General features: G+C 71.1%; 19 protein-coding genes. 12 read left to right on the top strand and 7 right to left on the bottom strand.

Annotated elements, in window-relative coordinates; all coding sequences use genetic code 11:
- Positions 1–8 precede the first annotated feature (8 nt).
- Together AB0E85_RS34585 and AB0E85_RS34580 are read right to left on the bottom strand one after the other, a co-directional pair.
- A complete protein-coding gene (locus AB0E85_RS34585; RefSeq protein WP_361935861.1) occupies positions 9–323 on the bottom strand; it encodes a hypothetical protein in 315 nt (104 codons plus the stop codon).
- 70 nt (positions 324–393) lie between these two features.
- Positions 394–1686, bottom strand: a complete 1293-nt coding sequence (locus tag AB0E85_RS34580; protein ID WP_361935864.1) for an MFS transporter — start codon at positions 1684–1686, stop codon at positions 394–396.
- 450 nt (positions 1687–2136) lie between these two features.
- On the opposite strand from AB0E85_RS34580, the gene AB0E85_RS34575 reads away from it, so the two are divergent.
- Positions 2137–3045, top strand: a complete 909-nt coding sequence (locus AB0E85_RS34575; protein ID WP_361935858.1) for a helix-turn-helix domain-containing protein — start codon at positions 2137–2139, stop codon at positions 3043–3045.
- 52 nt (positions 3046–3097) lie between these two features.
- Here the strand turns inward: AB0E85_RS34575 and AB0E85_RS34570 are convergent, their stop codons facing one another.
- The 3 genes from AB0E85_RS34570 to AB0E85_RS34560 all read right to left on the bottom strand — a co-directional run bounded on the left by AB0E85_RS34570 (position 3098) and on the right by AB0E85_RS34560 (position 7889).
- Positions 3098–3523 carry a VOC family protein gene (locus tag AB0E85_RS34570; protein WP_361935855.1) on the bottom strand — a complete coding sequence of 142 codons (426 nt, stop codon included), beginning with the start codon at positions 3521–3523 and terminating at the stop codon, positions 3098–3100.
- A 344-nt stretch (positions 3524–3867) separates the two neighbouring features.
- Positions 3868–4071 (bottom strand): hypothetical protein, encoded by a 204-nt coding sequence (locus tag AB0E85_RS34565; protein ID WP_361935852.1) that lies wholly within the window; start codon positions 4069–4071, stop codon positions 3868–3870.
- Between the two features lie 164 nt (positions 4072–4235).
- Positions 4236–7889: a LamG-like jellyroll fold domain-containing protein gene (locus AB0E85_RS34560; RefSeq protein ID WP_361935849.1), complete on the bottom strand. Its 3654-nt coding sequence runs from the start codon at positions 7887–7889 to the stop codon at positions 4236–4238.
- A gap of 467 nt (positions 7890–8356) precedes the next feature.
- Here AB0E85_RS34560 and AB0E85_RS34555 point away from each other — a divergent pair, with 467 nt between their 5' ends.
- The 11 genes from AB0E85_RS34555 to AB0E85_RS34505 all read left to right on the top strand — a co-directional run bounded on the left by AB0E85_RS34555 (position 8357) and on the right by AB0E85_RS34505 (position 19675).
- Positions 8357–9385 (top strand): LacI family DNA-binding transcriptional regulator, encoded by a 1029-nt coding sequence (locus tag AB0E85_RS34555; protein WP_361935846.1) that lies wholly within the window; start codon positions 8357–8359, stop codon positions 9383–9385.
- 126 nt (positions 9386–9511) lie between these two features.
- Positions 9512–10753, top strand: coding sequence for a sugar ABC transporter substrate-binding protein (locus AB0E85_RS34550; RefSeq protein WP_361935843.1), 1242 nt, complete (start codon positions 9512–9514; stop codon positions 10751–10753).
- Positions 10754–10763: 10 nt separating this feature from the next.
- Positions 10764–11747 carry a sugar ABC transporter permease gene (locus AB0E85_RS34545; protein WP_361935840.1) on the top strand — a complete coding sequence of 328 codons (984 nt, stop codon included), beginning with the start codon at positions 10764–10766 and terminating at the stop codon, positions 11745–11747.
- The gene (locus tag AB0E85_RS34540) at positions 11744–12568 is read left to right on the top strand and encodes a carbohydrate ABC transporter permease (RefSeq protein WP_361935837.1); all 825 of its coding nucleotides are present in this window, start codon (positions 11744–11746) and stop codon (positions 12566–12568) included. The genes AB0E85_RS34545 and AB0E85_RS34540 overlap by 4 nt, the downstream gene beginning before the upstream one ends.
- An 81-nt stretch (positions 12569–12649) precedes the next feature.
- A complete protein-coding gene (locus tag AB0E85_RS34535; RefSeq protein WP_361935834.1) occupies positions 12650–14386 on the top strand; it encodes a trehalase family glycosidase in 1737 nt (578 codons plus the stop codon).
- Positions 14387–14460: 74 nt separating this feature from the next.
- A complete protein-coding gene (locus AB0E85_RS34530; RefSeq protein WP_361935831.1) occupies positions 14461–14628 on the top strand; it encodes a hypothetical protein in 168 nt (55 codons plus the stop codon).
- Positions 14629–14875: 247 nt separating this feature from the next.
- On the top strand, positions 14876–15310 hold the full coding sequence (locus AB0E85_RS34525; RefSeq protein WP_361935828.1) for a hypothetical protein: 435 nt from the start codon (positions 14876–14878) through the stop codon (positions 15308–15310).
- Between the two features lie 56 nt (positions 15311–15366).
- Positions 15367–16602: a CoA transferase gene (locus AB0E85_RS34520; RefSeq protein ID WP_361935825.1), complete on the top strand. Its 1236-nt coding sequence runs from the start codon at positions 15367–15369 to the stop codon at positions 16600–16602.
- Positions 16603–16690: 88 nt separating this feature from the next.
- Positions 16691–17866 (top strand): acyl-CoA dehydrogenase family protein, encoded by a 1176-nt coding sequence (locus tag AB0E85_RS34515; RefSeq protein ID WP_359635226.1) that lies wholly within the window; start codon positions 16691–16693, stop codon positions 17864–17866.
- 26 nt (positions 17867–17892) lie between these two features.
- Positions 17893–18675, top strand: coding sequence for an electron transfer flavoprotein subunit beta/FixA family protein (locus AB0E85_RS34510; protein WP_361935822.1), 783 nt, complete (start codon positions 17893–17895; stop codon positions 18673–18675).
- A 34-nt stretch (positions 18676–18709) separates the two neighbouring features.
- Positions 18710–19675 carry an electron transfer flavoprotein subunit alpha/FixB family protein gene (locus tag AB0E85_RS34505; protein ID WP_361935819.1) on the top strand — a complete coding sequence of 322 codons (966 nt, stop codon included), beginning with the start codon at positions 18710–18712 and terminating at the stop codon, positions 19673–19675.
- A gap of 75 nt (positions 19676–19750) precedes the next feature.
- On the opposite strand, the gene AB0E85_RS34500 is transcribed toward AB0E85_RS34505, so the two are convergent.
- Positions 19751–20245 (bottom strand): flavin reductase family protein, encoded by a 495-nt coding sequence (locus AB0E85_RS34500; protein ID WP_361935816.1) that lies wholly within the window; start codon positions 20243–20245, stop codon positions 19751–19753.
- Positions 20242–21423 (bottom strand): acyl-CoA dehydrogenase family protein, encoded by a 1182-nt coding sequence (locus tag AB0E85_RS34495; RefSeq protein WP_361935813.1) that lies wholly within the window; start codon positions 21421–21423, stop codon positions 20242–20244. The genes AB0E85_RS34500 and AB0E85_RS34495 overlap by 4 nt, the downstream gene beginning before the upstream one ends.
- Positions 21424–21458 lie beyond the last annotated feature (35 nt).

Genomic DNA, 21458 nt, shown 5'->3' with positions numbered 1-21458 from the left:
GGGCCACATCAGGCGGCCGCGGAAGCGGTCGATGGGGCCGCGGCGGCCCTCCTGGGAGAGGCCGGAGAGTACTCCGCCTCCACGTACGCCACCGGGCCACCGGCCGACCAGTCGGCGAGTGTCGTCTCGAACCCTCCCGGGAGACGCCGGAACCCCAAGGCGCCTGCACCGCTGCCGTCCGTGAGGGTGTCGAACAGCGCGTCTGTCATCGGCATCAGTGACAGGCCCTGTCCGATCGACGCCAGCCGGGCGGCGGGCAGCGCCCGACTGGCAGCACGCAGTGCCGCCGCGGCAGCGATCACGGCCTTCAGGTCGTAACTCATCCCGTAGCCCTCCTTGTTGAGGCCCCCATCTTGTCGCAGCGGGCCTGAGCGCCTTCCCGTAGCCCCGGCGTCAGCCGCGGGGCAGGAGGAGGCGGGACAGGGCGGTTGTCGCGAGGAGGAGCGCCGCGACGGCGACGAGGCCGATGCGCATGCCCGGGAGGGAGAAGCCGCCGCCGGCGCCGGAGACCAGGCCTCCGAAGAGGGCGACGGCGAGCGCACCGCCGGTCTGACGGAAGGAGTTGAGGAGTCCGGAGGCCGTTCCCGCGCGCTCCTGCGGGACGACGTCCATCAGCAGCGCGGTCAGCGCGGGCACCGCGAGCGCTCCGCCGATGCTCAGCGGCAGCAGCAGGACGAGCACGAGCCATACCGGCGTGTGCGCGGCCAGCGGCAGCATGGCCAGCATCGCTCCGGCGAAGACCAGTTGCCCGGCGACGATCACCGGGCGCCGCCCGACCCGTTCGGCCAAGCGCGGCGAGACCAGGTTGGTCGCCGTCACCACTGCCGACATGGGGACGAACATCAACCCGGCCGCGATCGCCGACATGCCGCGCACCTGCTGGTAGTACAGCCCGAGCAGGAAGATCCCGCCGTAGAAGGCGGCGTTGACGGCGAAACCGACGGCGAGCGGGACAGCCACCCGGCGGTCCCCGAGCATGGCCGGCGGGACCATGGGCCGAGGGTGCCGGGCCTCCACCAGGCGGAAGGCGCAGCCGGCGGCGAGGGCGAGGGCGGCGGCGCCCAGCACAGGGCCGCTGGTCCAGCCCAGGTGACCACCCTCGATCACGGCGAAGGCCAGACCCGCGAGGGCCAGCACGGCGGTGAGCTGGCCGCCGCCATCCAGCGCGGCGGGCCGGCGCGGGGAGCGGGGCACCCGGACCAGCAGGCCCAGGATCAGCGCGCCCACGGGCAGGTTGAGCAGGAAGACCGCCCGCCAGCCGGCGGAGTCGGTGAGCAGCCCGCCGAGCACCGGCCCCGCGGCCATGGCCACCGAGCCGCCGACCGTCCACAGCGCGATGGCCCGCGCCCGCGCCCGCGCGTCCTCGTAGGCGTGCCGGATCAGTGCCAGCGACGCCGGCATCACGACCGCGGCGGCGGCGCCCTGCGCCACGCGGGCGGCGACCAGCACACCGATGCCGGGCGCGAGCGCGCAGGCGAGGGAGGCGAGGGTGAACAGGGCGATGCCCCAGGTGTAGGCACGGCGGGCGCCCGTGCGGTCGGCGAGGGCGCCCGCCGAGAGCATCAGGGCCGCGAACATCAGGGTGTAGGCGTCGACGACCCACTGAAGCCCCGACATCCCGCCGTCGAGGGAGTCACGGATCGCGGGCAGCGCGATGTTCACGGCCGAGACGTCGATGGTGATCACTGTGAAGCCGAGAAGCGAGGCGACCAGCGCGACGCCGCTCCGCCGCGGCGCCACGGCAGGGCCGGCAGGGCCGACAGGCGGCCCGCCGTTTCGGACTCTGCCCGGCGTTCGGTGGCGGAGCCTGGGTGTGGACGATTCCGAGCCGCGCCCGGGAACGGTGGCGGTGGCCGTGTCGGTGGACGGAGCCGGGGCCGAGTCGGACGGCATGGTGACCTCCTGACAGTTGGGGGGGGCGGTGGTGGAGGGGAGGACCGGGCGGGCGGCCGCGACCCACCGGGGCCGCGGTCCGGTGTCGCGCACCCCCTGGGCTCCGGCGGCCGGGCCGCCCGCTCCGGCACCAACTCTCCGCTCCCGCACCGCCGTGCGGCAGACCGCGCGCTGCCCCGGGTGCGGCGTTCCAGGCCCTGACACGGCCCCCCACGCCACTTGACCGCCTGCGACAATGACCGGATGACAGCAGCAACGGATGCAAGGGGCACGGAACTCGGCCGGTATCTGAAGGCCCGCAGAGCACAAGTACGCCCGGAGGACGTCGGCCTCCCGGCCGGCGCGGGCCTGCGCCGTACCCCCGGACTGCGCCGCGAGGAGCTGGCCGCACTGGCCGGAGTGAGCGTCGACTACTACATCCGCCTGGAGCGCGGCCGGGAGACCAACCCTTCCCCCGCTGTCGTGGACGCCCTCGGCCGCACCCTGCGGCTGCGCGGCGACGGGTACGAACGCCTCCACGAGCTGGCGGAGTTGGCCTCCGGCCGGTCCTCCGAGCTGCCGGCCTGTTCGGACCACACCGTCCGTGACTCGGTGCTGCGCATGCTGGAGTCGGTGCGCCCGCTGCCCGCCTATGTGGTGAGCCGCTACAACCGCGTACTCGCGGCGAACCCGCCCGGCCGGCGGCTGATGCCCGGGCTCTGGGACTGGCCGCAGGACCAGCGGAACCTGACGCGCTACCTCTTCCTCCACCCGCTCGGCCGGACGCTCTACGAGCCGTGGGAGGAAACCGTCGCCCTGTCGGTGGCGCATCTGCGGGCGGTCGGCGGGGCGGACCCGGACGATCCCGAGCTGACCGCACTCGTCGGCGAACTGATGCTGAAGTCGCCTCAGTTCGCACGCCTCTGGGAGCGGTACGACGTCTGCGAACGCGGCGGAGGGCAGAAGTCCTTCCGGCACCCCAAGGCCGGCCCGATGACCCTGACCTACGAGGTCATGCGACTGGCCCGGACGGGCGGCCAGCGGATGGTCGTCTACCAGGCTGCCCCCGGTACCCCGGACGAGACGGCCATGCTCCGCCTCGATTCCCCGGACGCCCGGCCGGTGCCGATGGTCTCGCCAAGCCCCGGGGTGGCCGACGTCTCCGCCGGCTAGACACGGGACGGCGTCCCTGCACGGCTTCCGCGATCGGCAGGGGCGAGGTGGCTCAGGCGACGAAGATGCAGAACGGGTGGCCGGCTGGATCGGCGTAGACCCGGAAGGGTTCGTCGGGCCCCTGTTCGTTGTCGGACAGCAGACGGCCGCCGAGACTCAGCACGCGCTCGTGCTGCGCCTTGAGATCCTCGATCGATGTCACGCTCAGGTCCAGGTGCAGCTGCTGCGGCACCGGGCCGTCGGGCCACGTCGGTGGCGTCAACCGGTCGACGTGCTGGAAGGCCAGCCGAGGCGCACCGTCGGGAGTGCGCAGCACCAGCCAGTCCTGCCCCCGTTCGTCGTGCTCATCCCCCTCGGGCGGCTCGTCCCCGGGGCCGTAGACCAGACCGAGCAACGAGCGGTAGAACTCCGCGAGTTCTCGGATGTCGGTGCTGTCGAGCACCACCTGATGCATTTTCAGCGACCCTTGCTCTGACATGTGTTCACCTCCGGCAGTCAGTGTGCCCGGTGAGCGGGATCGAAACGGGCCGGCGCGCGGCCGCAGCCCGGGGGTGTGGAGCGCGACCCGGACCGCGTCCCCGACATCGACGACCGCACGGTGGTGGCCGGCCGCACGGCCCTGCACGACGCCGGGGGCGTACCGCACCCGGCACCGCCTGGTGTCCGGCCAGGAGGAGGCGCTGGAGGCGGCGGACCGCACCGGCTACCCGGGCATCCTCAAGCCGCGGCCGAACTCGTCTCCGTGAACGGGTCGTTCGCCCCGGACCTTCGAGTTCGTCGGCTGCCTCGGGCCTCGGCCCGGGCATCCGGCCCCGCCCGCCGTCAGGCGGCCTTGCCGTGGCGCCGGGAACGCCGTGCCGGAAGGCGCCCGGTGCGAGGCGCGCCGGCGTCGTGGACCAGACGCAGGTGTCGTTTACGGGCGTGGCGGGGCGCCGACGGGCGGGCGGACAGCCGTTCCTCCACACGGTCCATGACGAACAGCAGCACACCCAGAGCCGGCAGCAGCAGCACGGCGACAGCGATCACAGCCCAGTCCCTCCCGGTCGATGGCACCCGGGTTCCCAGGGAGGCGGCGCCGGCAGCGGACCGGCGTGAAGGTCTCGTGACGGCAGGGTGCGGACGACGCACGACCCGGCCGGCGCCCGCGGGCGGCCCGGTCCGTCAGGCGTGACGGACCGGGCCGTGTCACCTCAGCCGGCCTCCCGCGCGAACGGCGCGACGGTGATCCGGTCGATCAGCGGCGCGTAGCGGGAGCGGAGCAGCACGCCGGGGAACGTGTCCGACGCGTAGGTCGTGCCGTCGAAGTTCGGCAGTTCCTCGGAGCGGAAGCCGATCGTGTTCTTCCCCTTCTTCAGCTGGACCGGCACGGTCAGCTCCCAGAAGTTGTTCTGGTGGAAGCTGTGCGGGAAGCCGACGCGCCGTGCGGTGCCGCCGTTGACGCTGATGTCGGCGTGCCGGGCGAGCGGGTCGGGGTTGTAGTGCGTCGCCTCGGACTGCTCCGGGTTGGAGTAGCGGATGCGCAGCGCGTACAGGCCGGCCCGGTCGGCCGAGACGGTGAACGTCGCGGTGTTGCCGTTGCCCGGGGCCCCGCCGATGCCGGTGATCGCCGTGCCGCCGGTGGCCAGCGACAACGGGGCGAGCGTGGCCGAGCCCGCGAGCCGTGCGTCCCCCGCCTCGTAGGTGCGCACCGGCAGCGTGCCCTCGGTCGGTGTTACCGTGAGGCGGTCGACCAGGGTCGTGGCCGTGCCTCCGGTCACGGTCACCTTGTTGACCCCGCCGGAGAGGGAGACCGCCACACTGCTCCGGCCCTTGGCCAGGCGCAGGACGTCGTGACCGTTGACGGAGAGCCGGGCTCCCGAGCCGCCGAGGGTGTCGACCTTGAGGGTGGCCTCGCGGTCCGCCGGCGAGTAGACCCAGAACGTGGCGCTCTGGCCCTTCGCGACGCGGACCGCGCCCGAGCCGGTCGCCGCCGGCTTCGGAAGGTCGTAGACCGGGCGCGCCCCGCCGGCCGGCCAGGCCAGTTCACCCTCGTACACCTGCGTGTCCGCCGAGGCGCGGGGGAGGGAGAGGGTGAGGCGGTCGACGATGGCGTCGCCCTTCGTGGCGCGCTTGCCGTCGGCGCTCTGCGCGGCGAGCGTCAGGGTGTGCTTGCCCTTGGTCAGTCGCACCCGGGTGTCGGTGTGGTCCCAGACGACCCACTTGTAGCCGAGCGGCAGGTACAGTTCCCGCTCGCTGTCCGCCTTGCCGTCCACGCGCAGGAAGACGTTGGTGGGGCCCTGCTCCTTGACCTTGTCGAAGGTGTTGAGGGAGTTGGCGAAGACGCTCAGGTCGTAGGTGCCGTCCTCGGGCACGTCCACGGAGAAGTCGAGCGTGACGTCCGAGCCGGTGCGCAGGCCGCCGACGTCGTAGCCGCCCGAGGTGTAGAACTTCGACACGTCACGCGGTGAGCCCTCCGGGCCGTTCTTCGACCAGCCGGATCCGGTGTGCGCGGCGTCCTCCGCCTCGTACGACGACTGCCAGCGCACCGGCGGGGCCTGTGTGCTCTTCGCTTCCCCGGCAGGGCTGAGGACGACCTCGTAGGCCGAGGACTCCTTGAGCTTCGGCAGGGCGCCGTCGCCGAAGTCGAGGGCGACCGTGCCGTCGTCACCGACCTTCAGGTTCGTCTCCGCGAGGAGTTTCGGGCCGGACGAGTCGCCGACCTGCCCGCTCCACTCGATCTCCCGTACCCAGGCGTGCACGGTCCTGCCGAACACCTTCTTCGGCACGTCGGCGAAGGTGATGTGCCCCTTGCCGCCTGAGCCGCCGAAGATCAGCCGGGACTGCTTCCTCTTCTCGTCGAGGGTGGCGACGCCCTGCATGGTGTAGTTCTCGCCGGGGAACGGCGGGGTCACCTTCACCGTGTGACCGCTCATCGAGGCGTACGAGTTCAGCAGCCACCACTGGCCGTTGCCCCGGTTCGACTGCACCGCGGAGTCGGAGAGATTGCCGTCGATGTTCCAGTAAGCGATGTCGGCGTCGACCTTGGACTCCTCGATCGCGGACACCCACTGGATCATCTGGCCGGGCACCGAGGTGTGGTAGTTGAAGGCGTACTCGTTGATGTTGACGGGGAGTTGTGTGCCCGCCCGGTCGGTGCCCTTGAACAGGTCCTTCTCCCACGCCCGGTACTTGGCGACGCTCTGGCGCACCGCCTCCGGGTGGCTCAGCTCGTGCCAGGTGATGACGTCCGGAAGCGTGCCCGCGGCCAGGGTGTGACCGAGGAAGCCCTTCACCTGGTCGTACAGGATGCTGGTGTTGGGCCCGGCGATGCGGGCGCTCGGCATCCTGCCCTTGATGAGCTGGTACGCGTCGTCCCACGCGGCGAGGAAGTCGTCGGGGTCGTTGAGCCAGCTGACCTTGTTGTAACTCCACTCGCCGGTGCCGAACATGTTGCCCTCGGGCTCGTTGAACGGCACGAAGACGATGTTGTCCTGGTACTGCTTCGGCAGCTTCAGGACCTGGTCGACCTGCTCGGCGATCTTCTCCTTGTAGAGCTTCAGCTTCTCCGCGGGGCTGTCGCCGGGCCACTGGTACGGGAAACCGCGGTGGATGTCGGTCATGTAGATGTACACGTCGCCGTCGGTGGAGTCGGCCAGCGGCTTCACCACCTCCAGGGCGTCGGCACCGGGGTGCTGCGGACCGTCCTGCGCCTTGGTGGAGACCGTGCGCAGGCCCATGCCCTCCATGAGGTTGTTGGTCGGGACGTCCGGGCCGTACACGCCGTAGAGGGTGCCGGAGGCGCCGCCGTGGAACGCGCCGGTGTCCGAGCCGAGGTCGACGGTGAGCTGTCCCTCGCGGACCACGGTGACGGTGGCCTTCACCGAGCGCCCGGCGGCGGTTCCGGAGACGGTGAAGGTGCCTGGCGCGGCGTACTTCTCGGAGGGGACGGCGTCCCAGGCGACGGGTGTGTCGCGGTCGTAGCCGTCGGAGAAGGAGGCGCGGACCGCGGCGGGCAGGGACGGGGCGGTCCCGGTCGTGGTGCGCGCCTCGAAGGACGTCTGCGAGAGCTCCTGAAGGGTGGGCACGGTCCCGACCGTACCGGCGACCTGCTCCGCGCTCAGCGCCGCGTGCCACACGGTGAAGTCGTCGATCGCGCCCTTGAGCAGGGGATCCGGGTAGAACGACTTGCCTATGTACCCGGCGGCGGTGGCCGAGGAGTCCAGCAGGTCCTTGGCCTTGACGGAGGTCTCGGCGGAGGAGACCGCCACACCGTCCAGATAGGTGGTGAGCCGGCCCGCGGAGGTGTCGAGGGTGACGGTGACCGTCCGCCACTCGGCCGAGGGGAGCGGCGCGTAGCCGCGGACCTGTGCCTCGGCGCCTCCTCCGCCGGTGGTCACGGACGTCTGGAACAGCCCGCTGCCGTTGTAGGGGGTGCTGAAGAGGTACTTGGTGGTGTTGGTGCCCAGGTCGAAGATCCGCTGCCAGGGCGACTTGTCGCCGCTCCACTTCACGCGTGCGGACACCGTCAGGTCGGCCGCGTCGCCGACCACGGCACGGGGCAGCCGGACGTACGCGCCGCCGGAGTCGGCCGCACCGCCGGGCAGGGCGAGGGCCTTGCCGCCGCCCGTGCCCTCGACGGACCGGGCGGTGGAGCCGTTCACGAGGTCTGCCGTCAGCCCGTTGCCGGAACTGTCGGTGATCTTCCCGGACGTCATGTCGTCCTGGTCGAAGGTGTAGCGGGCGGCGGGCCGGGGTGCCTCGGCCGCCTGCGCGGGGGCGGCCGGTGCGGCCAGCAGGCCCGCGCCGAGGGCCAGCGTCACGGCGGCCGGTGCCCGTCGCCGGGCGGATCTGTCAGCGGATGGCATGGATGGCGTCCTCAATCCTTGAGTAGGCGGTTCCGGCCGGCCGGAACCGGCCGGCTGCTCGTACACGGGGGCGGCCCAGCGAGGAGAGCGTGCGGGTGATCTCGGTCGAATCGGTTCGATGTCATGGGCTGCGGGCGCGTCGCCGAACGGGAGATGCAGCAGCGTGTCTCCGCAGGGGCACGGAAGGAGTGCAGGCTCGCCGGAAGGATCACTTCGTCGAACCGGTTCGCGAAGCTAGCACCGCGCAACCCGGCCAGCAATCCCTCCGGCACAAGGAAGCACGCACTCCTCAAGCGGACCGGGAAAGTGTGGTGCGGGGTGTTGACAGGCCTTCGGGCAGTTCCTACCGTCGCTTCACGCGAACCGGTTCGACGACCGGCCCTCGCCCCCCGTCCCACCCCTCACCCTCGCGATCGGCGCGTGCCTCCCCTACGAGGTGTCGAACCGGTTCGAGCAAGGAGCCCGACGTGAACATCGGTGAGATCGCCAAGCGGGCCGGTGTCTCGCGGAGCACCGTGTCCTACGCGCTGAGCGGCAAGCGCTCGGTGTCGGAGGAGACCCGTCGCAAGATCCAGCAGGTCATCGACGAGCTGGGGTACCGGCCCAACGCCAGCGCGCGAGCCCTGGCGAACGGGCGGACCAGCACGATCGGCCTGGTCTTCCCGCCGGCGGGCAACCACTACACCGGGATGCAGCTGGACTTCATCGGCAGTGTGGTGGAGGCCGCGGCGGTGCACGACTACGACGTGCTGCTGTCGCCCAGCGGTGTCGACAGCGACCGTTCGTTCCAGCGGCTGCTGGGGGAGCGGAGGGTCGACGGGGCGATCCTGATGGAGATCAGGCTGGAGGACGACCGGGTCGACCACCTGGCCGAGCTGGACTTCCCCTCCGTCGCCATCGGCCGTACCGCGCATCCGGAGAGCGGCTGGTGGGTGAGCCTGGACCACACCGCGCTCGCGGCGGCGTGCGTCCACCACCTCGCCGACCTCGGCCACCGCCGGGTCGCCTTCGTCAACCGGCCCGAACAGCTCCTTCGGGCGGGGTACGAGTCCGCGCACCGGGGTTTGGACGGCTTCACCAAGGCCGCGGCCGAGCGCGGGCTCACGGTACGGACGTACTGCTGCGGGGACGACGCCGCGTCCGGCCAGGCGTGCCTGGAACGCATCCTGCACGACGACCCCGCCACCACCGCGCTGGTCACGCTCAACGAGGCCGCGCTGGGCGGCCTGTACCGGGGGCTCGCCCGGGCGGGCCGCCACGTACCGCGCGACTTCTCCGTCACCGGCATCGTCGCGAGCCGGTGGGCGGAGACCGTCACCCCGCAGCTCACCGCGGCGGACGTGCCGGCGGAGGAGATGGGCCGGCGCGCGGTCGACCTGCTCGTCGAGCGGATCGAGCAGCCCGCCGCCCCGGGCCGGCACCACCTGCTCACGCCCCCGATCTCGTTGCGGGCCAGCACAGGGCCCGCGACCGGCCTCTCCTTCCCCGAAGCCTGACCTCCCCGCACGTCCTGCCTCTCGCTTCACCGAGCACCCGGCCCCCTCACCGAGCCGTTCGGAGTGCCCGGCTCCCCCCAGCCCTCCCTCCCACGGCACACGTGTGCCACAAACGAAGGACCTGCCATGCACAGCTCCTCGAGACGCCGACTCACCGCCGTGGCCCTGTCGGCCGTCGTCGCTGTCACCGGCGCCGCCTGTTCCTCCGGCTCGGGCAGCGCCGACGCGAAGGGCGCGGACAGCGGCACGTACACCGTCTGGGACCCGTACCCGCAGTTCGCCAAGGGCTCGGCCTGGGTGAAGCTGCTGGACGCGTGCGGCGCCAAGGCCGGTGTGAAGGTCAAGAGGACCGGCTTCGACACCAGCGACCTGGCCAACAAGGCGCTGCTGGCCGCCCAGCAGGACAACTCCGCGGACGTCCTCATCGTCGACAACCCGGTGGTGTCGACCCTGGCCGAGGCGGGCGTCCTCACCAGCACCGACGACAACAAACTGGACACCTCGAAGGTCGACCCCAACCTGCTCGCCGCCGGCCAGTCGGACGGCAAGACCTACGGCACCCCCATCGGCGCCAACACCCTCGCCCTCTACTACAACAAGAAGGTCCTGAAGGAGGCCGGGGTGGACATCGCCTCGGTCGAGGACTGGAAGTCGCTGACGGCCGCGCTGGCGAAGGTGAAGGCGGCGGGCAAGAAGGGCATCACGTTCTCCGCGATCGGCACGGAGGAGGGCAGCTTCCAGTTCCTGCCGTGGTTCTGGGGGGCGGGCGCGAAGCTGACCGAACTGGACTCCGAGCAGGCCGTGTCCGCCCTGTCGCTGTGGAAGGACTGGCTGAAGCAGGGCTACGCCCCCAACTCCGTCATCAACAACACGCAGACCACCAGTTGGCAGGAGTTCGCCGGCGGTGACTACGCCTTCGCCGAGAACGGGACATGGCAGCTCGCCAACGCGAAGAAGGCCGGCTTCGAGTACGGCGTCCTGCCGATACCGGGTGCCGACGGAGGCAGTGCCGCAGCCCCGACCGGCGGCGAGTTCGTCACCCTCCCCACCCAGGGCGACACCGGCCGCTACGCGACCTCACAGAAGCTGGCGACCTGCCTGACCAGCACCCAGAACCTGTACGACACCGACACCACCCTGTCCTACGTGGCCCCCACCAGTGAGGTGCAGGCCAAGCAGGTCGCGGCGAACGCCGAACTGAAGCCCTGGGTCGAGGCGGTCAAGGCGGCCAGGGGACGCACCAGCGACGATCTGGGCACCACATACCCGAAGATCTCCGAGCAGTTGTGGAAGGCCGTCCAGTCCGCCCTCAGCGGGGCCAAGTCCCCCGAGGACGCCCTCACTTCGGCCCAGGCCGCGGTGAAGTGACGAGGGCCCGGTGAAGCAGACCATCCATCCGCCGGACCGTCCGTCCGCGCACGTCCGGAACGGGGCGGCCATCGCCGCCCCGCCCCCGGCCCCCGCGCGCGCACGGCGCCGACCGGCCTCCGAACAGTGGGCCGCCTGGGCGTTCCTCGCCCCGGTCACCCTCTACCTGGCCCTCTTCTACGCGTATCCGCTCTACCGCAACCTCGACCTCAGCCTGCGCGACTACACCGTCCGTTCCTTCGTCCAGGGCAACGCGCCCTTCACCGGCATCGAGAACTACCGGACCGTCTTCGACGACCCGACCTTCGCGCCCGCCCTGCTCCACACCGCGCTCTTCACCGCCGTCTGCCTCATCTTCCAGTACGCCATCGGCCTCGCCCTCGCGGTCTTCTTCACCCAGCACTTCCGGCTGTCGGCAACCCTGCGCGCCCTGTTCCTGGTGCCGTGGCTGCTGCCGCTGATCGTGTCGGCGTCCACCTGGTCGTGGATGCTCAACAGTGAATCGGGCGTCGTCAACGCCGCCCTGAACGCCCTCGGCATCGCGCCGGTGAACTGGCTGACCTCGCCGTCCTGGTCACTGACCTCGGTGATCATCGCGAACATCTGGATCGGTGTCCCCTTCAACCTGGTCGTGCTGTACAGCGGCCTGCAATCCATCCCCGCCAGCCTGTACGAGGCCGCCGCCCTCGACGGCGCGAACGCCTGGCAGCGGTTCTGGCGCATCACCTTCCCGCTGCTGCGCCCGGTGTCCGCGATCACCCTCCTCCTCGGCCTGATCTACACGCTCAAGGTCTTCGACATCATCTGGATCATGACCAAGGGCGGCCCGGCCGACTCGTCGACCACCTTCGCCACCTGGTCCTACCAGCTCGGCTTCGGCAATCTCCTGCCCGCCTTCGGACCCGGAGCGGCCGTCGGCAACCTGCTGGTCGTCGCCGCCCTCGTGTTCGGCCTCATCTACCTCAAGGTCCAGCGAAAGCAGGCCCTGTCATGAACCGACGCACCGGCCGCACCTGGTGGAAGACCGCGCTCGGCCTGCTGCTGACCGCGCTCATGCTCTTCCCGGTCTACTGGATGCTCAACGTGTCCCTCACCCCCGACCGGGACATGCGCAAGAGCCCGCCGGACCTCTTCCCCGCCCACGGCACACTGGACGGCTACCGCACCGTCCTCGACGAGCAGTTGCCCTACCTCGGCACCAGCCTCGTCATCGGCCTGGGAACCGTCGTCCTCACCGTCGCCCTGTCCGCCCCCGCCGGCTACGCCCTGGCCAAGCTGCGACCACGCGGCGGCGGCATCCTCAACTTCGTATTGCTGGCCGCCCAGATGATCCCCGGCATCATCATGGCGATGGGCTTCTACGCCATCTACCTCCAGCTCGGTCTGCTCCAGTCCGTCCCCGGCCTGATCGTCGCCGACTCCACGCTGGCCGTGCCCTTCGGCGTCCTCATCTTCACCGCGTTCATGTCCGGGATCCCCGGCGAACTGCTCCAGGCCGCGAGGACCGACGGAGCGGGGGCCCTGCGCACCTTCTGGTCCATCGTCCTGCCCATGAGCCGCAACGCCGTCGTCACGGTCTCCCTCTTCGCGTTCCTGTGGTCCTGGTCCGACTTCGTCTTCGCCGGCACCCTGGTCAACGGCGGTGCCCACGAGCCGATCACCCTCGGCATCTACCACTACATCGGCAACAACAACCAGGAGTGGAACGCCATCATGGCCACCGCCGTCGTGGCCTCGCTGCCCGCCGCGGTCATCCTCGTCCTCGCCCAGCGCTACGTCGCCGCCGGCGTGACCGCCGGGGCCGTCAAGGACTGACCGCCTCCACCTCCCCGCCACGACTGAGCCGCCTGCCCGTCAGCCGGCCGGTGACCCCTGCTCGAGAAACGAGTCAGCTTCATGACCGCCGCCCGATCCGGCCCGGCCTTCTCCGTCCACGACATCCCGTTCAGCACCCACGGATCCTGGTTCGACATCTCACCCGTGGTGGCGGAGAAGACCTACGCCGAGGACCTCCACCTCGTATCGCACCAGAACGGCATGCACGCCGTCCTGCGTCTCGTGCCCCTGGACCCGGCGACGGGCGACCGGACCGAAGCCCGCGTCGAGACCACACCGGGCCTGCTCAGCTGGATCGGCACCGGCGGACGCGTCGACCTCTCCTACGAGTCGCCCGACACCGTACGCCTGTGGGGGAGCGGCCTCGGCATCAGCGTCGAGGCGGCCGCACGGACCCTGACCCCGTTCAGCGGAACGTACTTCTTCCGCGACCCGGCCACGGGTGCCCACGTGTTCACGTCCTACGAGACCGGACGCCGCTACCGCGTCACCGTGCTGTCCGGCATCGTCGCCGGGGCCCCCGGCACCCAGGCCCTGGGCGGCGGCCACCGCGGCCTCAGCATGACCCCCGAGGCCGACGGCCACTGGGAGATCGCGATCGAGGAACTCGACACCGCCCGCCCGCCGTACGCGTCCTCGACGCCGTTCGACGCGATCACCGAGAAGGAACGGACGCGGTTCGCGGACTTCGTCGACCGGGTGGCTCCGTGGCGCTCGGCCACCACCCCCGCCGCCGAACTCGCCGCCTACGTCGTCTGGTCGGCCACCGTACGCCCCACCGGGCTGGTCACCCGGCCCGCCGTGCTGATGTCCAAACACTGGATGGACAAGGTCTGGAGCTGGGACCACTGTTTCAACGCCCTTGCTCTCGCACCCGGTTGCCCCGAGCTGGCCCTCGACCAGTTCGCCCTGCCCTTCGACCACCAGGACGACAGCGGCGCCCTGCCCGACTCCGTCACCCACTCCGAGGTCCTCTACAACTTCGTCAAACCGCCCATCCACGGCTGGACCTTCGGCGGGCTGCGCCGACGGCTGCCGACACCCCCCGCCCCGGCCCAACTCGCCGAGACCTACGACCGGCTGGAACGCTGGACCGGCTTCTGGCTCACCGCGCGGCGAGCACCCGGCGCCGACCTGCCCCACTACCAGCACGGCAACGACAGCGGCTGGGACAACGCCACCACCTTCGACCCCGAGCGCGTGATCGAATCCGCCGACCTGTCCGCCTTCCTCGTCCTCCAGCTCCATGAACTGGCTTACCTGGCAGAGGCGTTGGACAGACCGGACGAGGCCCGCCGCTGGACCCGGACAGCCGAGGAGACGCAGGCGGCGCTGCTCGACCGGCTCTGGGCCACCGACAGGTTCGTGGCCCGGTCGGTCGGCACCGGGGACACCTGGAGCAGCTCCAGCCTCCTCGACCTGATGCCCGTCGTCCTCGGCGAGCACCTGCCCGGCGACGTCAGCAGCACCCTCGCCGACCACATCAAGGCCCACCTCACGCCCTACGGCCTCGCCACCGAACTGCCCTCCTCCCCGCACTACCTCGCCGACGGCTACTGGCGCGGCCCCATCTGGGCCCCCGCCACCGTCCTCATCGAGGACGGTCTGCGCCGCGCCGGCCACGAGCGCCTCGCGGACGACATCAGCGCCCGCTTCCGCGCCCTGTGCGAAACCCACGGCTTCGCCGAGAACTTCGACGCGCTCACCGGAAAGGGCCTGCGCGACCGCGCCTACACCTGGACCGCCAGCAGCTACCTCCTCCTCGCCGAAGCCCACGCGCAGCGGGACGGCCGGTGACCGGCCGCCCCCCGGGTGTCTGTCGGCGAAGGCGGGGCATACGGGCTTCACCCCCTTGGAGAGGAGCTCGTCTCATGCTCGGCATAGTCGCGGCGGTGTTGTTCTTCCTGGCGTTCCTGATCAACGCGGCAGAACTCAGCACCAACGATGTGTTCTCTTCGACCAACGTCATGCTGTTGGGTCTGATGTGCCTGGCTCTGCAGGTCGCCGGAGTCGGCGGCGGCTGGGCTCGCCGGCGCTGACGTCGGCATCCCGAGGTCCGGTGGCACCCTGCCACCGGACCTGCGGTTCGCCGGCCGTACACCGGCGCCTCCTGGCTGAGCCCAGTGCCGGAGGAACCCTTCTGAGCTGGTCGGACGGAGCGTTTTTCGCGCACAAAGATGCGCCAACCCGTCGTTGACCTCCTCTTCGCGGCAGGGCCAAGGTGATGGGGACATCGGAATTCCGATCCCCTTCTTTCGGTCACCGAACCGCGTACGGGAGGCCGCGATGCTCCGGACAGAGAGCCGCGCACACGACAAGCTCAGGGAAGACACCGAGGCGGCTGCCCTCGACATGACGGCAACGGCCGAGCCGCCACCGTCGGCGACCTGCCGCGACCTCTTCTTCCAGCGGTGCCTCTGGTGCGGCACCCCCGCCTACCGTCGCTCGTTCTGCCGTGCCTGCGGAGCCACCACGTTCAAACGGGAGCGCAGCACCGGCGCCGGGGTCCTCGTCCGCCGTATCGGCCAGGCCCCGCTCAACACCTGGTTCGTCGCGATGGCCGAGGGCTTCAACCTGCTCTGCCAGGTCACCGGCACGGAACCGGTCGTGGTCGCGATCGGGGCGCGAGTACAGGTCGTGCGGGGCGCGGCTCCGCGCGGCCAAGGATTCCCCCTGGTCGAACTCACCTACCGCGCCACGTCCTTGGAACGCTGGTGGTGAAGGAGCCCGGCTCCAGTACGCCCACGGCCGGCCGGAACGACCAGAGAGGGAAGCGCATGAGCACGCAGCACCAGGAGCCGGACGGACGTGCCGGCGGCCCGCATGCACCGGGGCGCGGTGCCCTCGACGGCCTGCGCATCGCCGACTTCTCCAGGGTTCTCGCGGGGCCGTACGCCACCATGCTCCTCGCCGACCTCGGCGCCGACGTGATCAAGATCGAGCGGCCCGGCACGGGGGACGACACCCGGGCCTGGCACCCGCCGGCGGACCAGGACGGCATCTCGACCTACTTCCTGAGCGTCAACCGGAACAAGAGGTCGGTCGTCCTGGACCTGACCGAGGAGGCCGGCCGCGCACGGGCACGCGACCTGATCGGCCGGTCCGACGTGCTGGTGGAGAACTTCCGGCCCGGCACGATGGAGCGGCTGGGCCTCGGCCACGAGGAGCTCCTGGAGCAGCACCCGGAGCTGATCTACTGCTCCATCAGCGGCTTCGGCAGCGGCGCGGGCGCGGCGATCCCCGGATACGACCTGCTCGTGCAGGCCGTCGGCGGTCTGATGAGCGTGACCGGCCAGGCGCACGGGGAGCCGGTGAAGGCAGGCGTGGCCCTCGTCGACGTGATCACCGGGCTGCATGCCTCCCTCGGCATCCTGGCGGCCCTCCGGCACCGCGACGCCACCGGCCGGGGACAACTGGTCGAGGTCAATCTGCTCACCTCGCTGCTGTCGGCCATGGTCAACCAGGCCTCGGCGTTCGCCGTCGCCGGTGTGGTCCCGGAACGCATGGGCAACGCGCACCCGAGCATCGCGCCGTACGAGACCCTCCCCACCGCCGATCGGCCGATCGCCCTCGCGGTGGGCAACGACCGGCAGTTCGCGGCGCTGTGCGAGGCCGTCGGGCAACCCGGTCTCGCCCACGACGACCGTTTCCGCACCAACGCGGACCGGGTCGCCCATCGCGTCGAACTGCGGGACATCCTGACCAGGCGGCTCGGGGCGGCTAGCGCCGACCACTGGTCGACCGTCCTGCTCGCGGCGGGGGTGCCCGCCGGACCGGTCAATACCCTCGACGACGCCTTCGCCTTCGCCCACAAGCTCGGCCTGCCCGGCATCGTCGACATCCTCGGCGCAGCCGCCGACGGCGGCGAGGGCGCACCCTCCCGCCAGGTGGCGCACCCCATCACGCTAAGCGGGACACCCGCGCGGTACCGCCTCCCTCCGCCCGGTCTGGGCCGGCACACCGCGGAGCTCCTCGACGGCCCGCTCGACGGATCCGACGATGCCTCCGCGTGACGCCCAGCGCGGCCCCGGCCCTGCGGAGTGCCGGCACAAGCACCTCACCGACCTCGATTTCCCGATCCTGATGACAAGGAACCACAGCATGAGCGGCACGCCCCTGAAGGACCCACTCGACCTGCTCGACATCGCCTCCGTCCTCACCGACGAGGAGCGCGAGATCCAGGCCACCGTCGCCAAGTTCCTCGCCGACCGGGTGCGCCCGCACATCGGCGAGTGGTTCGAGAACGCCCACTTCGCCCGCGAACTCGCACCGGAGCTGGGCAAGTTGGGTGTGCTCGGCATGCACCTAGAGGGCTACGGCTGCGCCGGGACCAACGCGGTGAGCTACGGCCTGGCATGCCTGGAGCTGGAGGCGGCCGACTCCGGGTTCCGCAGCTTCGTCTCCGTGCAGGGCTCGCTGTCGATGTTCTCCATCTGGAAGTGGGGTTCGGAGGAGCAGAAACAGGAGTGGCTGCCCCGGCTGGCCGCCGGCGAGGCCATCGGCTGCTTCGGTCTGACCGAACCCGACTTCGGCAGCAACCCGTCCGGCATGCGCACCAAGGCCGTCCGCGACGGTGACGACTGGATCCTGAACGGCTCCAAGATGTGGATCACCAACGGAGGCATCGCCGACGTCGCCACCGTCTGGGCGCAGACCGAGGACGGCGTCCGCGGCTTCCTCGTGCCCCGCGGCACTCCTGGTTTCACCACGCAGGACATCAAGCAGAAGATGTCGCTGCGCGCCTCGATCACCTCCGAGCTCTACTTCGACCGGGTACGGCTCCCCGACTCCGCGCGGCTGCCCCTGGCGCAGGGCCTGCGCGGACCGCTGTCCTGCCTGAACGAGGCCCGCTTCGGCATCCTCTTCGGCGTCCTGGGCGCGGCCCGGGACTCGCTGCAGGCCGCGATCGGCTACGCCGACTCCCGCGTGCAGTTCGGCAAGCCGATCAGCGCCTTCCAGCTCACCCAGAAGAAGCTCACCGACATGACCGTGTCCCTGGGCGGCGCCGCACTCCTCGCCGTCCACCTGGGCCGGCTGAAGGACCAGCACCGCATCCGGCCCGAGCAGATCAGCGTCGGCAAGCTGAACAACGTCCGGGAGGCCATCGCCATCGCACGCGAGTGCCGCACGGTCCTCGGCGCCAACGGCGTCTCCCTGGAGTACTCGCCCCTGCGCCACGCCAACAACCTCGAGTCCGTCCGCACGTACGAGGGCACCGACGAGATGCACACGCTGGTCGTCGGCCAGGCGGTCACCGGCTATCCGGCGTTCCGCTGACCACCCGGAACCGGAGGAGGACGACCGTGAATATCGTCGTACTGGTCAAGCAGGTCCCGGACACCAGCGCGGAGCGCACTCTCGCCGGGGCGGACCACACCCTCGACCGCGAGAGCGCCGACCTCGTGCTGGACGAGATCGACGAGCGCGCGGCGGAGGAGGCCCTCACCCTCAAGGAGGCCGTGGGCGCCGAGGTGACCGTCGTGTCCATGGGACCCGACACCGCGCTCGACGCGATCCGAAAGGTCCTGGCGATGGGCGCCGACCGCGGCATCCACATCTGCGACGACAGGCTCCGGGGCGCCGACGTGGTGACCACCGCGCGCGTGCTGGCGGCGGCCGTGCGGACGGTGGGCGACGTCGGCCTGGTGCTCGCGGGCAACGCGACGACCGACGGACAGGCGAGCGCGGTACCCGCCATGGTCGCGGACCTGCTCGGCCTGCCGCAGCTGACACACGCCCGGGAGCTGAACGTGGACGCGGGACGGGTGCGCGCCGAGCGCGAGACCGAGCACGGCGAGACCACGCTCGACGCGCCCCTGCCCGCGCTGGTCAGTGTCACCGAGAAGATCAACGAACCCCGCTACCCCTCCTTCAAGGGGATCATGGCCGCCAAGAAGAAGCCGGTGGAGACGGTCGGTCTCGACGAGCTGTTCCCCGACGCGGACGGCACCGTATTCCTCACCACCCGCACCCGTGTGGTGGAGGCCGTGCCGCGTCCGGCGCGGGCGGCCGGCACGCGCGTCACGGACGACGGCTCGGCCGGCCGGCGACTCGTCGCATTCCTCATCGCCCAGAAGCTCGTCTGAACGCCCGACAAGCCCGACCATGAAGCAGGCACCCATGCCCGATGTCCTCGTCCTCGTCGACCACGACGGGGAACATGTCCACAAGACCACCTACGAACTCCTCACCGCCGCACGGAGGCTGGGCGAGCCGGCGGCCGTCGTGGTCGGAACTCCCGGCACCGCCGCCCGCCTGGAGGCGTCCCTCGCCCGCCATGGCGCCAGGAGCGTCCACGCGGCCGAATCCGCCGAGGCGGACGAGTTCCTCGGCACGCCGGCCGTCGACGCCCTGGAACGTGCGGCCGCGGAGGCTTCCCCCGCCGCCGTTCTGGTCTCCGCGACGACGGACGGCAGGGAGGTGGCGGGGCGTCTGGCGGCGCGGCTGGACACCGGGCTGCTGATCGACGCGGTCGACGTGGACTCCTCCGGCGTGGTCACCCAGGTCGTCTTCGGCGGGTCGTACACCGTGCGCTCACAGGTCACGCACGGCATGCCGGTGATCACACTGCGGCCGGGGTCGTTCGAGGCGGAGGAGTGTCCGGTGCGGGCGCAGGTGAAGGAGCTCGCCCTGCCGCCCACCGCCCCTATGAGCTGCGCCCGCGTCACCGCCCGTCGCGGCGCGATCGCAGGGGACCGTCCCGAACTCACCGAGGCTGCCGTCGTCGTCTCCGGCGGACGCGGGGTCGCAGGAGCGGAGGGCTTCTCGGTGGTGGAGGACCTGGCCGATGCCCTGGGAGGCGCGGTCGGCGCCTCACGCGCCGCGGTGGACGCCGGCTACTACCCGCACCAGTACCAGGTCGGACAGACCGGCAAGTCCGTCTCGCCCCAGCTGTACATCGCCCTGGGCATCTCGGGAGCCATCCAGCACCTGGCGGGGATGCAGACCTCCAGGACGATCGTCGCGGTCAACAAGGACCCCGAGGCCCCGATCCTCGACCTCGCCGACTACGGCGTGGTGGGCGACTTGTTCACCGTGGCTCCCGAGCTGACCCGGCAGGTGGCCGCCCGCCGCGCCGCCGGCTGAGGATCCCACCACGGCGAGAGCTCCCGCCCCCGGCACCTGCCGGGGGCGGGAGCTCTCGCCGTGGCCGTCCACCCGTCAGACGGCCAGACGCCGGAACCTGCTGCCGTGGAACACCAGCGGCTCCCGGTCGGGTTCAGCCCTCAGAGCGTGGATCTCCAGCAGCACGATCGTGTGATCGCCTCCGGGGAACTCGGAGTGAACCGAGCAGTCCAGCCACAGACCCGCGCCGTGGATGTACACGCCGCCCCCCTCGGACGCCTCCCAGTCGACATCTGCGAACCGGTCAACTCCCTTTCCCGCCAGCGAGCGGCATATCCGGTCCTGCTCCTCCGCCAGCACGCTTAGGCCCAGTCGGCTCCGCTTCCGCAGCTTGGGCCAGGTCGACGACGTGTCCTGGACGCAGACCGATACCAGCGGCGGCCGAAGGGAGACCGGGGTGAACGTACTCGCGGCCATGCCCACCGGCCCGCCCGCATCCAGTGCGCACAGGGCTGTCACCCCGGAGGGGAAGCAGCCGAACGCCTGGCGCAGCACGGCGGGGTCGGTCGGCGGCGTCGAGAGGGCGCTCATCGGACGTCCTCCCGGCCCGAGAGAACCGCGCCCAGACGGCGCAGCGAGCCGTTGTTGCCCGCGACGTGCTGGGAGACGCAGCGGACGTCGCGCCAGCGGCGTTGCAGGGGGTGGGAGCTGTAGAGCCCCGAACTGCCCGACAGGGTCATGAGTTCGTTGAGGAGGCGGATGCCTTCGTGGTGGATGTGCTGGTGGCCGCCGGTGTAGCCGAACCATTCGCGTGCGGTGGGCTCCACGCCCGCGAGCGCGCGGTCCATGACGACGCGGCCGGTCTGCTCCAGCAGGGCGTTCAGTGCCGCCGTGCGAAGGTGCAGTTCGGCGAACTTCTCCTGGAACACCGGGTCCTCCCCGATGACGAGCCTGGGATCGAACGCCGGCCGCTTGGTGGCGGCGAGTGCGGCCAGATCGTCCAGTGCGCCCTCCAGACAGCCGATGATGACGGCGTCGTGCGACGAGCCGGTGGCGGAGTACGGCAAGCCGTAGAAGGGAGCGGGAATGTTGTTGCGGCCCACCAGTGGTCCGGTGAAGCGCTCGGGCACGAAGACGTCGTCCATCGTGAAGTCCGTGCTCTGAGTGGCACGCAGACCCACGGCGTCCCACGTGTCGAGGAACGTGGCCTGCTCCGGGCGGAAGAGCGCGACGCGCAGGTCCGGACGGCCGTCCGGGAGCGGAGGTGCGCCCTCGACCACGAATCCCGCGAGCATCCAGTCCGGGGTGAACGACCCACTGGCCAGTGGCCAGCGCCCACTGAGGCGGTAGCCTGCCGCGACCGCGGTCGCCCTGCCCTTGGGTGCTATCGCCCCACGGAGCATCAGGTCGGCGCCGTCGCCGAACACCTCGTTGGCGAGCGTCTCGTGGGGCAGCGAACGGACGAAGAACCAGGCCATCGAAGCAGCCTGAACGGTCCAGCCGGCAGACCCGTCGGCCCGCGAGATCTCCCGGACCACCCGGGCGCTGTCCACCAGGTCCAGCTGCTCGCCGCCCCAGGCCCTGGGCAGGCTCATCCGGAACACACCGGCTTCGCGCAGCGCGGTGATGAGATCAGCGGGGACGGCCCGGGCGGCCTCGGCCTCAGCGGATCGTGCCGCGATCTCGGGCAGGTGTGCTCGGACACGGCCGAGCACGAGGCAATCGGCTGCCTGGTCGGGCGATGCGGTGGGCTGGAGCACAGTAGACATGGAAGATCCTCGGATTTCGGCGGTCACGGGAAGTC

Origin of the sequence: Streptomyces sp. NPDC029044 (genome assembly GCF_040637495.1) — a bacterium.
Lineage (GTDB): Bacteria > Actinomycetota > Actinomycetes > Streptomycetales > Streptomycetaceae > Streptomyces.
The sequence above is the reverse complement of the archived record's forward strand: the minus strand, read 5'-3'. Positions and strand labels throughout refer to the sequence as shown.

What these genes read in the sequence shown, in the direction of transcription:
- AB0E85_RS34585 (WP_361935861.1), bottom strand. Translation starts at nt 323, where the DNA reads ATGAGTTACGACCTGAAGGCCGTGATCGCTGCCGCGGCGGCACTGCGT.
- AB0E85_RS34575 (WP_361935858.1), top strand. Translation starts at nt 2,137, where the DNA reads ATGACAGCAGCAACGGATGCAAGGGGCACGGAACTCGGCCGGTATCTG.
- AB0E85_RS34570 (WP_361935855.1), bottom strand. Translation starts at nt 3,523, where the DNA reads ATGTCAGAGCAAGGGTCGCTGAAAATGCATCAGGTGGTGCTCGACAGC.
- AB0E85_RS34560 (WP_361935849.1), bottom strand. Translation starts at nt 7,889, where the DNA reads ATGCCATCCGCTGACAGATCCGCCCGGCGACGGGCACCGGCCGCCGTG.
- AB0E85_RS34550 (WP_361935843.1), top strand. Translation starts at nt 9,512, where the DNA reads ATGCACAGCTCCTCGAGACGCCGACTCACCGCCGTGGCCCTGTCGGCC.
- AB0E85_RS34540 (WP_361935837.1), top strand. Translation starts at nt 11,744, where the DNA reads ATGAACCGACGCACCGGCCGCACCTGGTGGAAGACCGCGCTCGGCCTG.
- AB0E85_RS34535 (WP_361935834.1), top strand. Translation starts at nt 12,650, where the DNA reads ATGACCGCCGCCCGATCCGGCCCGGCCTTCTCCGTCCACGACATCCCG.
- AB0E85_RS34530 (WP_361935831.1), top strand. Translation starts at nt 14,461, where the DNA reads ATGCTCGGCATAGTCGCGGCGGTGTTGTTCTTCCTGGCGTTCCTGATC.
- AB0E85_RS34525 (WP_361935828.1), top strand. Translation starts at nt 14,876, where the DNA reads ATGCTCCGGACAGAGAGCCGCGCACACGACAAGCTCAGGGAAGACACC.
- AB0E85_RS34520 (WP_361935825.1), top strand. Translation starts at nt 15,367, where the DNA reads ATGAGCACGCAGCACCAGGAGCCGGACGGACGTGCCGGCGGCCCGCAT.
- AB0E85_RS34515 (WP_359635226.1), top strand. Translation starts at nt 16,691, where the DNA reads ATGAGCGGCACGCCCCTGAAGGACCCACTCGACCTGCTCGACATCGCC.
- AB0E85_RS34505 (WP_361935819.1), top strand. Translation starts at nt 18,710, where the DNA reads ATGCCCGATGTCCTCGTCCTCGTCGACCACGACGGGGAACATGTCCAC.
- AB0E85_RS34500 (WP_361935816.1), bottom strand. Translation starts at nt 20,245, where the DNA reads ATGAGCGCCCTCTCGACGCCGCCGACCGACCCCGCCGTGCTGCGCCAG.
- AB0E85_RS34495 (WP_361935813.1), bottom strand. Translation starts at nt 21,423, where the DNA reads ATGTCTACTGTGCTCCAGCCCACCGCATCGCCCGACCAGGCAGCCGAT.